Here is a 14767-nt window from a genome sequence, read left to right as displayed (position 1 = left end):
CCTGGCCGGTCTTGGACACGGATGTCACCTGAGTGGGGGATGGGTGCGCCCTTCCCTCGCAAGGGTGACGGCGTCGCTCAGAACCCGCGGCGGCGCGCAGGTGGGCCGCGCCTGGAACAGGTTGGGCCGCATCCACCACCAGCTTCCGAAGCGCACATCCGCACGAAGCTCACTTCTCGCACGGGATTTCCGCACGCGCCGCTGAACGGCGGCCGGTGCGGAGGTGTCACCCGGTCCTGACCAGCGGCAACGCGGCGAACGGTCGCGCTGCCGCCGGTCGAACCGGGTCGAGGCTCAGGCTCGGCTGGCGGAGGGCCCGTGGGCCGAGTGGAGCGCTCCCGCTTCGAGCGTGGGGGAGGGGAGCTCGTCGGCCGTCGGCGGTTGGGCCCCGGGCCGGGAGCAGGTGAGCGCGGCGGCGGTGGCGGCGTAGGCGAGGGCTTCCCGCCACGCGGCCGCGGGCATCGCCCTGACCGCGGAGTGGCCGAGGGCGTCGTTGTGGTGCAGCCAGTGCAGCAGCGCTGCTTGGACGGTGTCCCCGGCTCCGATCGTGTCGACCACCGCGGACCTCTGGCACTCGACGTCGAAGCGGGTGCCGTCCGGGCGGACCACCGAAAGCCCGTCGGCGCCGCGGGTGAGCACGACCGCGCTCGGGCCCATGCCCGCCCACCGCTGCACCGCCTCCGCCACCGGCTCGGCTCCGGCGGCAAGCCAACAGGCGTCCTCTTCGGACACCTTGAGCAGGCCCAGGTGGGGCAGCCAGCGCTCGAAGCGCGCCCGGTAGGCGTCGGCGTCGTCGATCAGCTCGGCCCGCACGTTCGGGTCCAAGGCCACGAACACCCCGCGCGCCGACTCGCGGCGGAGCAGCGACTCGTAGGCGCTGGCGCCGGGTTCCAAGACCATCGAGAGGGTGCCCAGGGACACCGCGCTCACCTGCGGCGGCAGCGGACCCGGGTCGACGACCAGCCGGTCCGCGGTGCCCTGCACGGAGAAGCTGTACCGCGCGGACCCGTCCGGACCGGGTGAGGCCACGGCCAACGTGGTCGGCTCGGGGCCGCGCTGCAGCAGTCCGGTGTCCACACCGGACTCGCGGAGCCCGTGCACCAGCGCCTCGCCGAAGTCGTCGGTGGAGATCCGCGACAGCATCGACACGGGCGAGCCGAGCCGCGCGAGCGCGATCGCGACGTTGTACGGCCCGCCGCCGAGCCGCGACGCCCGGTCGGGCAACGCCGGCGGGGCGACGGACTCGGTGGCGACGAGGTCGATGAGCGCTTCGCCCCCGACGACGATCATGGGAACTCCTCCTCAGTGCGGTTCAGCGGCAGCCGCAGGAATCCCGGTGCACGAACCGGGACGCCAGGCGGCGTTCGACGGGGTCGCGGGTGGGATCGCCGAGCCGGTCCAGCAGCAGGCGCAGCGCCTCGGCGCCGATCTCGCGGCTGGGCTGGGCGATCGCGGTCAGGCGAGGACCGAACAGCTCCGCCCACGGGAAGTCGTCGAAGGCCACCAGCGCCACGTCGGCGGGCACGGTGAGCGAGAGGCCGCGCACGGCCCGCATGGTCCCGATCGTCATGGCGTTGTTCGCCGCGATGATCGCCGTCGCCGGGTCGGACGCGCTCAGCAGCTCGGTCGCCGCGCGGCGGGCGGCCTCGGACTCCGAAGCCCCCTCCCGGCACAGCTCCGGATCGTCCTCGAGCCCGTTGCGGCGCAAGCCTTCCCGGTAGCCGAGGAGCCGTTCCGCGGTGGTGCTCAACCCGTGCAGGCCGGCCACGAACCCGATCCGCCGGTGGCCGAGGCCTGCCAGGTGGTCGACCAAGGCGGCCGTGGAATCGGTGTTGTCGGTGCTCACCTGGTCGTACCCGCTGTCGACGACGCGGTCGGCCAGGACCGTGGGCACCTCGTGCTCGGCGAGGTAGCGCATCGTCCGCGACGGCTCGGGCGAGGGGGCCAGCACGATCCCGTCGATCCGGCGCTGGTGCAGGTGGGAGACGACGTGGAGCTCGTGGTCCGGGTCGTCGCGCGGGTCGGCGACCAGCAGGCTGTACCCGCGGTCGACCGCCTCGGCCTCGATGCCCTGCAGGATCTCGGTGAAGTACGGGTTGCTCACCGACGAGATCGCGACCCCGACGGTCAGCGTGCGCGCGGTGGCCAGCGACCGGGCGAGCGTGTTCTGGATGTAGCCGACCTGCTCGACGGCGGCCTGCACCGCTTCAGCGGTCTCCGGCCGCACCCTGCGCGTGCCGTTGAGCACGTAGGACACCGTCGCCGACGACACGCCCGCTACCCGTGCGACATCCGCGATGGTGGCCACGTGCAACTCCCTCGTTCCCGGTCTTGGCGAGGAACCTAACATGAAGTTAAGCGCTTGCCTAAGCGCTTAACCAACGTTATCTTTCCCGGCACACCGCGCCGAGGCGGTCCGCTCCGCGAGCTCCTCGGCCGGTGCGAACCAGCGTGCGTGCACCGAGGGGCACGCGGGACGAGATGAGTGATCGTGCAAGCCGTAGTGATCGAAGGACCAGGTCGGGCCGTCGTCAGGGAGGTCGCCGACCCCGAACCGGCCGCCGGCCAGGTGGTCGTGCGCGTGCGCGCCGCCGGCCTGTGCGGAACCGACCTGCACCTGGTCGACGGGGTCCTGCCCGCCGAGTACCCGCTCACCCCGGGGCACGAGTTCGCCGGCGAGGTCGTGGCGCTGGGTGAGGGCGTGGACGCCCTGGACGTCGGCGACCGCGTCGCGGTGGACCCGAACCTGCCGTGCGGCGTGTGCCGCTGGTGCCGCGCGGGACGCGGCAACCTGTGCCAGGTGTGGGACGCCATCGGCGTGAGCAGGCCCGGTGCGGCGGCCGAGCTGGTGGCGGTGCCGGCGGGCATCTGCTTCGCGGTGCCCTCGACGGTCTCCTGCACGGCCGCGGCGATGGTCGAGCCGCTGTCCTGCGCCGTCCACGGTGCGAGCCGGTTGCCCCGGTTGCCGGGTGCGCACTACCTGATCTACGGGGCGGGCACGATGGGTCTGCTCATGGCCGTCCTGGTGCGCCGCTCCGGCGCGGCGTCGGTGTCGATGGTCGACCTCAACGACGCGCGCCTGGACTTCGCGCTGGCCTACGCCGCCGACCGCGCCACCACCCAGGCCGACGCGCTCGAGCAGCCCGACGGCTACGACGTGGTCATCGACGCCACCGGCGCGGTGCCCGCCATCGAGGATGGCCTCGGTCGCGTCCGCAAGGGCGGTACCTTCCTGCAGTTCGGCGTCTCCGACCCGAACGCCACGGCGAGGTTCTCGCCGTTCCGGGTCTACCACGAGGAGATCGACATCCTCGGGTCCATGGCCGTGCACCGGGGCTTCCAACCCGCCATCGAGTTGATCGCTTCCGGAACGATCGACGTGGAGTCGCTGGTCTCCGCGACCTTGCCGCTCGCGGACTACGCCCAGGCCGTCGAGAAGTTCCGCGCCGGGGAAGGCCACAAGATCCACGTGGCGCCGAAGAGCTGATGAGGACGTGGTGTGCAGCGGTTCGAGCAGCAGAACCGCGGACTCCGCACGCCGCTCCCGGCGGGCTCGCCACGAAGCCGCTCAGGAGCTCCGGCGGCGCGAGCTGAGTCCCACACCTGGAGGGGACGCGGCTTCTCCGCGCCTCTGAACTCTCCGCCACGACGGGCGTGGCGGAACTCCTTCCTGTGAATCCGACGAAGGGTACGTGCAATGACGCCCACCACCCCCGCACCGGCGCGTTCGCGCACGCGCAACGCGCTGATCTGGATCTTCGGGGCGCTCGGCGGCATCTTGTGGGGTTATGACACCGGGGTGATCTCCGGTGCCATGCTGTTCATCAAGCAGGACATCCCGTTGTCCCCGTTGCAGCAGGGACTGGTGGTCAGCGGGCTGCTGGTCGGTGCGATGGCGGGGGCCGGTGGCTCCGGGCGCCTCGCCGACGTGTGGGGCAGGCGCAAGCTGATCCTGTGGGCGGCCGTGGTGTTCACCGCGGGGACCGTCGGCGCCATGCTGGCGACCACGGCGTGGATGCTGGTCGTCTTCCGGTTCGTCATCGGCACCGGGGTCGGCATCGCCTCGGTGGTCGTGCCGCTCTACCTCACCGAACTCGCGCCGAAGCAGTCGCGCGGCGGCCTCACCTCGTTGATGCAGCTGCTGGTCACCGTCGGCATCCTCCTCGCCTACATCACCGACTACGCGCTGGCAGGGGCCGGTGCGTGGCGCTGGATGCTGGGGCTGGGCGCGGTCCCGGCGGTGCTGCTGGGCGTCGGCATCTACTTCCAGCCGGAGAGCCCGCGCTGGCTGGTCAAGCACGGTCGCGCCGACCAGGCCCGCGCGGTGCTGACGAACTTGCGCGGCGCCGGCGCGGTGGAGGTCGAGCAGGAGCTCGACGAGATCCAGGCCGCCGACCGGGAGAAGGCCGTCGAGAACGCCGTGGGCGTCCGAGAACTGCTGACCCCGAAGTTGCGCCGGGTCGTGCTGCTGGGCCTGGGGCTGGTGTTCTTCCAGAACTTCATCGGCATCAACACGATCATCTACTACGCCCCGACCCTGCTGACCACGCTCGGTTTCGGCACGTCGGGCGCGATCCTGGCCAACGTCGGCATCGGCCTGGTCAACGTGCTGATGACGTTGCCCGCGCTGCGCATGATCGACCGCGTCGGCCGGAAGTCGCTGCTGGCGGTCGGCAGCATCGGCATGCTCGTGTCGATGCTGGCCCTCGGCGCGGTGAACGTCGCCGGCGTCTCCTACGGACCGGTGCTCGTCGCGGTCACGCTGGGCAGCATCCTGGTCTACATCGCTTCGTTCGCGGTGTCCTGGGGCCCGGTGCAGTGGGTCATGCTGCCCGAGCTGTTCCCGCTGCGGATGCGCGGTTCCGCGGTCGGCATCTGCCTGGTGTTCAACTGGTTGTTCAACATGGCCGTCGCGCTGGTCTTCCCGGTGCTGCTGGACATCACCGGTCCGGGTGCGATGTTCCTGTTCTTCGCCCTGATGGCGGCGCTGTCCTCCTGGTTCGTCCACCGTGGACTGATCGAGACCAAGGGCAAGAGCCTGGAGGCCATCGAGCAGGAGGTGCTGGGCGTCCCGGCCGCCGAGGATGCCCGGGTCCGGCAACCCGCGTGACTCCCGAGACGCCCGCGGCTCCACCGTCCGAGGTGGAGCAGCGGGCAACTCGTCTCACGGCCCGGTCGGTCAAATGCGGACCGGGCTCGTCGGCGCTGCGTTCCCCGCACCGCCCGGTGTGGCCCGCCACTGCAGCCGCTCGACGCGGCGCCGAACCCGGCGAGCCCCAACCCGGCCCTCCGGTTTCAGCCCTCACCACCGCGGGTAGGCCGCGCGGGAGCAGGTACGCGAGCAGTCCGGAGGGAGCGCCGCCGCCCATGGACACACCGGAGCGCTACCCGGCGTTCGACACCATGCCCCTCGCCGGGCAGTGGCGAGCCGGGAGCAGCGGGAAGGCCCAGACCGACCTCGACCCGTGGAGCGGCGAGGCCCTCACCGAGATCCCGCTCGCCAACACCGACGACCTCGACGAGGCCTTCGCCGCGGCGGAGGAGGCGCAGCGGGACTGGGCGGCTGCCGCACCGGCCGAGCGGGCGGCGGTGCTGCGGCGAGCCGCCGAGATCGTCGACGAGCGCCAGGACGAGATCACCGACTGGCTGATCCACGAATCCGGCGGCACGGTGGCCAAGGCGCGGCTGGAACGCGATCTCGTGCGCGCGGGGCTGCACGAGGCCGCGACCATGCCGCACCACGTCGAAGGCCGGATCATGCCCACGGACGTCCCGGGCAAGGAGAGCCGCGTCTACCGGCAACCGGTCGGTGTCGTGGCCGTGATCAGCCCGTGGAACTTCCCGCTCCAGCTGACCAACCGGTCGATCGCCCCGGCGCTGGCCGTCGGCAACGCCGCGGTGGTCAAACCCGCGAGCGACACACCGGTCACCGGCGGCTTGCTGCTGGCCCGCGTGCTGGAGGAGGCCGGGCTGCCACCGGGCGTGCTCAACGTGGTGGTCGGCGCGGGCGGCCAGATCGGTGACGCCCTCGTGCAGCACCCGGCTGCCCGGGTGGTGTCGTTCACCGGCTCCACACCGGTCGGTGAGGGGATCGCGGCCAAGGCCGGCATCAAGAAGCTCGCGCTGGAGCTCGGCGGGAACGGTCCGCTCGTCGTGCTCGACGACGCCGACCTCGACCGAGCGGTCGACGCCGCCGTGTTCGGCTCGTTCTTCCACGCCGGGCAGATCTGCATGATCGCCAACAGGCTCATCGTCGACGACTCGGTGCACGACGACTTCGTCGAGCGGTTCCTGACTCGCGTGCGCGCGCTGACCGTCGGCAACCCCTCGGACGAGTCGACCGACATCGGCCCGGTGATCAACAGCCGTCAGCTCGCGTCCGTGCAGGACAAGGTTGCCCGGGCCCGCTCCGAGGGGGCCGAGCAGGTCCTCGGTGACGAGCCGGGCGGGCCTTCGGGTCTGCTCCTGCCGCCGCACGTGCTGCTCGCCTCCCACGACGTGGCCACGGCCCGCGAAGAGGTCTTCGGGCCGGTGATCACGATCGTGCGCGCGAACGACGAGCAGCACGCCCTGCAGCTGGCCAACGACACCGAACTGGGCCTGTCCAGCGCGGTGTTCACCTCCGACGTCGCACGCGGGGTGCGCTTCGCGCTGCGCGTCGACGCGGGCATGACCCACGTCAACGACGCGCCCGTCAACGACGACCCGAACACCGCGTTCGGCGGCGAGAAGGCTTCGGGGATCGGGCGTTTCGGCGGCCAGTGGGCCATCGAGGAGTTCACCACCGACCACTGGATCACCGTGCAGCACCAACCGCGCCAGTACCCGGTGTGACCGCCCGCGGTCCCTCAGGTGCGCTCCTGGGCCGGATCGCCCGCCTGAACGGGAGCCGGGACGTCGTCCCGCAGGTGGTTGTGCCGCTGCACCGCGCGCCCGACGAACATGCCCGCGATGAGACCGGCGGTCACGATCCCGAGCAGGGCCGCGAACGTCGCGCGCGGAGCGCTGGTCATCAACGTGGGTGTGAGCGCTGCGGCGATGGCCGCCACGACTCGTGCCGCGCCGACCACCGTGCCCTGCGCGGTGGCGCGCAGCAGGGTCGGGAACGCCTCCTGGCACCAGACCTTCAGCATCGCCTCGAACGCGAGGGCACCGCCGATGGCGGCGAAGACCGCCGAGGTGGCGAGGCTCCAGACCGTGACGCCGAAGACCACCACGATCGCCATCGCCACGACGTAGCACGCGGCGCCGAAGAGGTACCAGCGGAGGCGGTTCCGACCGTCGACGACCTTCATGAACCACAATGCCAGCGCCAGGCCGAGGCACTGCGTGATGACGCTGATGGTCGAGGCGACCGCCACCGTGGAGCCCGCGACGTTGACGTACAAGAAGGTCCCGAACTGGCCCTTGGTGTTGGCCACGACGTTGACCAGGGCGTAGAACGTGATCAAACCGAGCAGCGGGAGCAGGTGCACCCCCGAGGCCAGCGCCCGGAGGCTCGGCGCCTTCCGCTGCGGTTCCCGTCCGGTGAACTCCTGGCGCGAGGCCACCCACTTCGACGACTCGGGGATGCGCAAGCGCAGCAGCAGCACCACGACGGCGACCACCGCGACGTGGGCGTAGAGGACGCGTCCGCCGACGCTGCCGAGGTCACCCACGACGACGCTCAGCAACTGCGTGGCGATGATGCCGCTGAACCACAGCACTTGCGAGAGCCCGACCAGCTTCCCCGCTTGTCCTGGCGGTGCCTCCTCCGCGATCAGCGCGAGCGAGACCGGCAGGTCCGCTCCGGAGGCGTACCCGATCAGCACCACACCGACGTAGAGCATGATCGGGCTCGCCGCGGCGGCGAGGAGGCCCGCGCCGAGTGCGAGCAGCACCATCGTCAGCGAGAACATGGTTCTCCGGCCGAACCTGTCGCCGAGCCGGCCCCCGGTCAGCGCGCCGACGGCGATGGACAGGGTCAGCAAGGACGACAGGACGCCGATCTGCAACGGGTCGAGAGCGAGGTCGTCCTGGAACAGCACCAGAGCGGTACCGGTGGACACGATCGCCGCGGCGTCCAAGTAGGACGCCATGCCCGCGACGGTGGACCGGGTCCAGTCGCGAGCGGTGAGAGCCGGGGTGGTCATGGGCGGATCTCCTTCGATGGCCAGACCAGAGCGGCGCTTCGCTGCCCGGTGGAGCGGTTACGGCGGACGGAGCGGCGAAAGCAATGAATCGTTTCACAGCATGGTGGTGTGATCTGGACTACGTGTCAACGGATTCGTGCCGGGTTCCCGTTCAGTGGCAGTGCGGTGGAAGCAGGGCCGAATCATGGGCATTGGATGCCCACTCAGATCGGTTCTTGTGGGTTGCGGTCCGAGTCTCTACCGTGCGAATTGAAAGCTTTCAAATCCCCTTTTCCGGACGAGTGCACGTCGAAGACGACGCGAGAAAAGGACCTCGACGCATGACCGACGTCATCCCCCACGCTCCGACCGTCGAGAACCACCGGGAACCGATCGGCATCGGCGCCGAGTCTCCTCGGTTGTCCTGGACCACCTCCGCTCCGGCCGGCTGGACCCAACGCGCCTACGAAATCGAGATCACCCGAGGTGACCGGGTCACGAAGCACGGCCCGATCAGCGATGACGAGTCCCGCTACCGACCCTGGCCGGAATCTCCGCTCGCGCCGCGCGAGTCGGCGGCAGTCCGGGTGCGCGTGCACGACGCCCACAGGGCCTCCGAGTGGAGCGAACCCGCGGTCCTCGAACGCGGACTGACGGCGGCCGACTGGGTCGCCGTTCCGATCGGCGGTGTCCCGGGGGAGCCCGGTACCGAGCGCCGTCCCTGGTTGGTGCGACACGGGTTCTCGCTGCGCGGCGCGATCGCCTCGGCCCGGCTGTACGTGACCGCGCACGGCCTGGCCGAGGCCGAGATCAACGGCCGGCGGATCGGCGACGACGTCCTGGCGCCCGGCTGGACCACCTACTCGCAGCGGCTGCGCTACCGGACCCACGACGTCACCGACCTGCTCGTCGACGGGGACAACGCGATCGGCGCGTGGCTGGCAGACGGCTGGTACCGCGGCCGGATCGGGTTCCGCGGCGGGGCTCGCGATCGCTACGGCACCGACCAGTCGCTCCTCGCGCAGCTGGAGGTCACCTACTCCGACGGCCGCCGCGAGACCATCGCCACCGGCCCCGGTTGGGTCGCCGCTCCCAGCCCCGTCCTCTCCTCGTCGATCTACGACGGTGAAACCTTCGACGCCCGGCAGTTCCCGCACGGCTGGTCCGAGGCCGGCTTCGACGACGCGGACTGGGTCCCGGCGCACGTGTTCGAACGCGACCCGGCGACGCTCGTCGCCCCCGACGGGCCGCCGGTGCGCTGCACCCGCGTGGTGCGACCGGCACGCGGTGAGCGGCGCGCCCCGGACCGGTTGCTGGTGGACTTCGGTCAGAACCTGGTGGGACGGCTCGCGATCGCGGTGCGCGGTGAGAGGGGGCAGGAGGTCGTGCTCCGGCACGCCGAGGTCCTGCAGGACGGCGAGATCTACACCCGCCCGCTGCGGCAGGCCGCCCAGACCGACCGCTACGTCCTGGCCGGGCGCGGAACCGAGGAGTGGGAACCGCGGTTCACCTTCCACGGGTTCCGCTACGTCGAGGTGACCGCCCCGCCTGCTGTCCTCGACGGCGTGCAGCTGGAAGCGCGCGTCGTGCACAGCGATCTGCGCCGGACGGGGTGGTTCGCCTGCTCGGACCGAGACCTGAACGCCCTGCACGACAACGTGCTGTGGTCGATGCGCGGCAACTTCGTGGACCTGCCCACCGACTGCCCGCAGCGCGACGAACGGCTCGGCTGGACTGGTGACATCCAGGTCTTCGCGCGCACGGCCACTTTCCTCCACGACGTGACGGGAATGCTGTCCTCGTGGTTGCGCGACCTGGCGATCGAGCAGAACGACGACGGCGCGGTCCCGGTGTTCGTGCCGGTGCTGGACAACCCCGGCACGTGGGACATGGACGAACCGATCGCCGCGTGGGGCGATGCCGGTGTGCTCACGCCCTGGGACCTCTACGTGGCCTCCGGTGATCGGGCGCTGCTCGAACGCCAGTGGGACAGCGCGAAGGCGTGGGTGGACCTGCTCGACCGCCGTAGCGGCGAAGACCGGCTGTGGAGCGGTGACCACCAGCTCGGGGACTGGCTCGACCCGGCGGCCCCACCCGACGACCCGGCTGCGGCCACGACCGATCGGGACCTGGTGGCGAGTGCCTACTTCGCCCACTCCGCGCGGAGGCTCGCCGACATCGCCGAGGTCTTGGGTCGCGCGGACGACGCCGAGCGCTACGGCGCGCTCGCCTCCGAGGTCCGCGCGGCCATCCGGAACCGCTGGACCGACGGCGCAGGTGCGCTGACCGAGGAATCCCAGTGCGGCTACGCGTTGCTGCTGGCCTTCGACGTCCTGGAGGAGTCCGGAGCGCGCGCCCGCGCGGGCGCGCGGTTGCGGGACCTGGTGGTCGAGGCGGATCACCGGATCGCCACCGGATTCGTGGGAACTCCGCTGGTCTCCGAGGCGCTGTCGTCGACGGGCGGGCTCGACGTCGCTTACCGCCAGCTCCAGGAGCGCGGCTGCCCGTCGTGGTTGTACCCGGTGACCATGGGAGCGACGACCATCTGGGAGCGTTGGGACTCGATGCTGCCCGACGGGACGGTCAACCCGGGTGAGATGACCTCGTTCAACCACTACGCCCTCGGTGCCGTCGCGCACTGGATGCACAGCACCATCGCCGGCCTCGCCCCGGCCACCCCCGGGTGGCGGCGGATCCGCTTCGCACCACGACCCGGGGGGTGGCCTCACGTGGGCTCGAGGCGCCTACGACGGCCCCTACGGCCGCGTCGCCCTCGACTGGTCGATCGAGGACGACACCTTCACGGTCCACACCGAGGTTCCGGCCAACTGCACCGCCGACCTGCACCTGCCCGACGGCACGACTCGCGAGCTCCGCTCGGGAGCAGCGACCCACACCTGCCCGATGCCTCGCGAGTCGGCCTGACCGGCGGAGGTCAGCACCCCGCTGCGTAGACGTAGCAGCGCAGCTGCGGTTCCCGGTCGACCGAAGGGGCGCCCACCAGGTTCACGCCGGGCAGCGCGGTGCTGGCCAGGCCGGGGATCGCCTGCAGCGGCTGGAGGTAGGTGTTCACCGACGCCGGGTCGACGTGCGGCATCAGCGGCTGAGCGCACACCGACGGGTCCACGCGATCCGGTTCGGCCGGGCCGGGGTGGTCCAGCGCGTCGGTGACCAGGGCGTAGGTCACCGGGTCGGTCGTGCCGACGATCAAGTGGGTGGAGGTGTTGGTCGCGCAGACGTCCTGGGTCGCGACGTTCGAGATCGACCCGTCCCCGGTGTGCAGCTCAGCCGACTCCGGAGGTGTGACCACCTCGTCGTGGCGGGTGTAGACGACGGTGTAGCTGATGCCGGCGAAGGTCTCGGCCCGGCTGTTGAGCGCCCGCATGAACTCCGCGCCGGCCTGCTGCTGCCACACCGCCGGCTCGCAGGAGTTCGGGCCTGGTCCGCACAGCGGCATCGCGTCGGTGCCGTGGTTGGACGGGGCCATGCCGATCACGTCGTCGACCATCGGACGCAGGTCCGGCCAGAACCGCAGGGCCCAGCGCATGCTCATGCCACCCTGCGAGTGCCCGAGGACGGCGATGCGCTTCCCGGTCAACCGGTGCACCTCGCGGATCGCGTGCACCAGGTGCTCACCCGCGACCTGGATGTCGCCCATGGTGTGCTCGGGCATCGTGACCACGCACCAGAAGCGGTCCTGCGCGGTGAAGGCCTTGGCGTAGGTCCAGGAGTAGTTCTGCTCCGGAGTGACGCTGGTGGCCGGGCTCAGCAGCACCGGTTGCTGATCGCTGCCCGGGTCACCGTGGCAGGACAACGCGGCCTGCAACTCCTCCGGCGGAACGCTCAGCTCAGGCCCCGGCCGGTCGACCGGAGCGAACCCGGATTCGGCCTGCGCAGGCACCGCCACCGTGCCGAGCAGCAGGACGATCCCCAACGAGAACACGACGTTGTGCACCCTACGGCTGATCATGCCGATCTCAACGACCAAGATCCCCGGACGTTGCGGTCCGCGCCGGTTCAGGTGCTGGGTGCTCCCGCCCTGCGCGATCGGCTCACGCTCGCGTTGATCGCGCTCGTCCGGAAGGGCACCCCCGACGCGGCCCTGCGCGGAGCTGTTCGAACATGATCACGGCGCGCTCGGGAACATGCCGCCTGAAGTGCGGCGACGCGCTTGAGGAGGGGGTCATGATCGCCGCTGGAACCGTGGGGTAAGCTAGGGGCACACCCCACGGGGTGGCCGGGACGTAGCGCAGCTTGGTAGCGCACTTGACTGGGGGTCAAGGGGTCGTGGGTTCGAATCCCGCCGTCCCGACGGCCGAAACAGCCCGCTGGCTATGCACGTAAGTGCAGGTCAGCGGGCTATTTTGTGTTCGGGTGTGAATCTTGCATTGATCAGTTTCGCAAGATCGTTTCGGCCGATCTGGAGCGAAACTGGAGCGAGCTGGCTCCTACTTTGACTGATCATGCAAATGGGGTGGCGTTGCCTGGTCACCCTATGTAGTGATCTTTCAAGGTTCGTCAACGGTCGCCAACTGTGTCGGAGTGCTGCCAACGGCCTTGCTTCCGTTCGGTGACGGTTGCTGGGTATTCGACACGTCTGATGCGTGTTGCCGGCGGTTTGTGGTCACGAGGTGATCTTGGTGTCTGCACGACACGGTTAGTTACCGGTCGCGGCGCGAGGAATTCGACGGGACACGGTGCGGGTCGGTTGTGTGACGAGGGGCGAAGTGCTGAGTACTGCTGTGTTGACTGACGGTTCCCGCAATTCGTCTTGTCGCCTGTGATGCGAATGCGTCGGCAGAGTCAGGTGGTTGTTCCTACTCGAGGATCAGATCGTCGATGGCTCGGCGCGGAGCGGGAACGGTGGGGCCTCCGTAGCCGATCCGCAACAATGCCTGGGGATGCAGCGTTCCGCCCAGCAAGTGGCGTAGTTCGTCGCGGGTGTCCCGCACCTCGATGACCTCCGAGATCATCGAGGCGGCGAGGCCGCGGGCGGTCGCCGTCAACCAGACGTTCTGAACAGCCTGCCCGGCTTGTAGTTCGGCATACGGGCTCTCCTGGTGCGTGCACAGCACGACCAGCAACGGGTGGGACTCGTACTCGACTCCTTCTGGGCGCGGTGACACCCCGGCCGAGAAGTCCCGGTGCACCCACTGGTCTTGCGGCCCCGGACGGGGGCCCGCGGCTGAGGTGGGCACTCCTTCCAACGCATCACCGGGCCGGCCCGTCCACGCTGCTAGCTCGGCGCGGAACCGCGAATCGGCCTCCTGCACCCGGTGCGCCCGGTGGACCAAGCCCTCCAGCGTCCCGAGCTCTCCCGGTGTGACGAGGTGCAGCCAGCACTGCTCGGCTTGAGCGGCGAGGAGCATGTCGTTTCGCTCCGTGGTCGGCACCGGTACGTTGCGGAACGGGGCGCGGTGGCTGTGCCGCTGAGGAATCGCGGCGTGCAGGCGTAGCGTCTCCGGTCGAGGAGCGGCGTGGCCGCCGCTGCGTATCTCCGCGAGCGCGGTGGGCCCAGCCAAGTGCGGGAGCAAGGCCACGTTCGGTCGAATTCCGGCGCTTTCAAGCGCGAGCCGCAGGTTGAACAACGCGGCGCCGCAGGCCAGGCGGAGCTCGCGTCCCGCCGGATCGGCGACCGGCAGGCGGCGTGCCGGGTCGTAGTGCAGTTCGATCATCTGCGGCAGGATTCGGAACCGCCACGGCTGCGTGTTGTGCAGCGACGGAGCCAAACCCGCTCGCCTGATGACCTGCTCGATCTCGGCAGGCGTCAGATCGAGTGCGTTGGAGATCCTGTGCACGGCCACCTCCTGGTCGGGCGTGCAGTTCGATGGGATGTTGTGACCGTGGCGGAGCTCGATCTGCACCGCCAGGGTCCAACGTCCGTAACGTCGGTGGCTCGCCGTGGGGACTTGGCACGAGTCTCGGCCCGTGACGGCGTTCGGAGCCGACTTGGTCCACCGGCACAGCGGTTGTCGGCAACTGGTCTCAGGTCAAGACGGCCTCAGTCGGCGAAGCCTTCGAGGTTCCCCGCAGGCGGAGACCGGTGCGGGGAGAGGCCCTCGGAGATTTGGGGCGTCGCAGCTGGTTGTTCGCGTCGGCTGGCCGACCGCGGACGAGAAGCCTCGGAAGAGTGCCCGCCGGGAGGTCGACGAGGTGCTACCCCGGGAGAGTTGAGTGCGTCGAACCTGTTTGGGGATCGCGCACGACGACGACGGGGCAGGTGGCGTGGTCGACGCAGTATCGGGCGGTGGAGCCGAGGAGGGCTTGTGCGAACGTGCCTGTGCCGCGGTGGCCGACGACGAGCAGCTCGGCTGTCCGGGCGTGGTCGAGGAGCACCTCAGCGGGATGGCCGCCGGCGGTGCGCAGGTGGATGCGCGGCAGTTCGTCTTCGGGTACTGCTGCTCGGACGATGTCGTGAAGCCAGTTCTTCGTCGCGAGGTCGAGTTGTGCGGCGGTGGGCATGGGCCAGTCGTAGAGCTCGGGCACCGTCCAGGCCATCACGGCGGTGACGGGGGATTCGGTTCGCCTCGCTTGGTCGAGCGCCCAGCGCAGCGCCTGCAGAGAAGCGGGTGAGCCGTCGACCCCGACCACGATCGGGCGTTGAGACGGGGTGTTCATGTCGTGCTCCGCGAGGTCTCAGGGCGCGGGACGCGCGC

At 70.4% G+C, this 14767-nt stretch carries 10 protein-coding genes and 1 tRNA gene; 5 read left to right on the top strand and 6 right to left on the bottom strand.

Annotated elements, in window-relative coordinates:
• Positions 1 to 294: 294 nt before the first annotated feature.
• Positions 295 to 1290 (bottom strand): carbohydrate kinase family protein, encoded by a 996-nt coding sequence (locus EIL87_RS20345; RefSeq protein ID WP_125092180.1) that lies wholly within the window; start codon positions 1288 to 1290, stop codon positions 295 to 297.
• A 22-nt stretch (positions 1291 to 1312) separates the two neighbouring features.
• Positions 1313 to 2308, bottom strand: a complete 996-nt coding sequence (locus EIL87_RS20340; protein WP_125092179.1) for a LacI family DNA-binding transcriptional regulator — start codon at positions 2306 to 2308, stop codon at positions 1313 to 1315.
• Between the two features lie 183 nt (positions 2309 to 2491).
• Here EIL87_RS20340 and EIL87_RS20335 point away from each other — a divergent pair, with 183 nt between their 5' ends.
• From EIL87_RS20335 to EIL87_RS20325, 3 genes are all read left to right on the top strand, one after another.
• On the top strand, positions 2492 to 3487 hold the full coding sequence (locus EIL87_RS20335) for a zinc-dependent alcohol dehydrogenase family protein (protein ID WP_125092178.1): 996 nt from the start codon (positions 2492 to 2494) through the stop codon (positions 3485 to 3487).
• A 210-nt stretch (positions 3488 to 3697) separates the two neighbouring features.
• The gene (locus EIL87_RS20330; protein ID WP_125092177.1) at positions 3698 to 5110 is read left to right on the top strand and encodes a sugar porter family MFS transporter; all 1413 of its coding nucleotides are present in this window, start codon (positions 3698 to 3700) and stop codon (positions 5108 to 5110) included.
• A gap of 257 nt (positions 5111 to 5367) precedes the next feature.
• Positions 5368 to 6834, top strand: coding sequence for an aldehyde dehydrogenase family protein (locus EIL87_RS20325; RefSeq protein WP_125092176.1), 1467 nt, complete (start codon positions 5368 to 5370; stop codon positions 6832 to 6834).
• Positions 6835 to 6848: 14 nt separating this feature from the next.
• Here EIL87_RS20325 and EIL87_RS20320 read toward each other — a convergent pair whose 3' ends face one another.
• Entirely contained in the window at positions 6849 to 8132 is a 1284-nt protein-coding gene (locus EIL87_RS20320) for an MFS transporter (protein WP_125092175.1), read from the bottom strand.
• Positions 8133 to 8452: 320 nt separating this feature from the next.
• Here EIL87_RS20320 and EIL87_RS20315 point away from each other — a divergent pair, with 320 nt between their 5' ends.
• Positions 8453 to 11065, top strand: coding sequence for a family 78 glycoside hydrolase catalytic domain (locus tag EIL87_RS20315; protein ID WP_158628674.1), 2613 nt, complete (start codon positions 8453 to 8455; stop codon positions 11063 to 11065).
• Here EIL87_RS20315 and EIL87_RS20310 read toward each other — a convergent pair.
• Entirely contained in the window at positions 11047 to 12081 is a 1035-nt protein-coding gene (locus EIL87_RS20310; RefSeq protein ID WP_148101524.1) for an esterase/lipase family protein, read from the bottom strand. The two genes, EIL87_RS20315 and EIL87_RS20310, sit on opposite strands and share 19 nt — an antisense overlap.
• A gap of 268 nt (positions 12082 to 12349) precedes the next feature.
• Here EIL87_RS20310 and EIL87_RS20305 point away from each other — a divergent pair.
• Positions 12350 to 12423, top strand: a tRNA-Pro gene (locus tag EIL87_RS20305).
• Positions 12424 to 12928: 505 nt separating this feature from the next.
• Here EIL87_RS20305 and EIL87_RS20300 read toward each other — a convergent pair.
• Together EIL87_RS20300 and EIL87_RS20295 are read right to left on the bottom strand one after the other, a co-directional pair.
• Positions 12929 to 13909, bottom strand: coding sequence for an Acg family FMN-binding oxidoreductase (locus EIL87_RS20300; RefSeq protein ID WP_233576409.1), 981 nt, complete (start codon positions 13907 to 13909; stop codon positions 12929 to 12931).
• Positions 13910 to 14267: 358 nt separating this feature from the next.
• On the bottom strand, positions 14268 to 14729 hold the full coding sequence (locus EIL87_RS20295) for a universal stress protein (protein ID WP_125092172.1): 462 nt from the start codon (positions 14727 to 14729) through the stop codon (positions 14268 to 14270).
• Between the last annotated feature and the right edge of the window lie 38 nt (positions 14730 to 14767).

The organism is Saccharopolyspora rhizosphaerae, from assembly GCF_003931915.1.
Classification (GTDB): Bacteria; Actinomycetota; Actinomycetes; order Mycobacteriales; family Pseudonocardiaceae; genus Saccharopolyspora; species Saccharopolyspora rhizosphaerae.
This window is presented reverse-complemented; position numbering and strand designations above follow the sequence as displayed.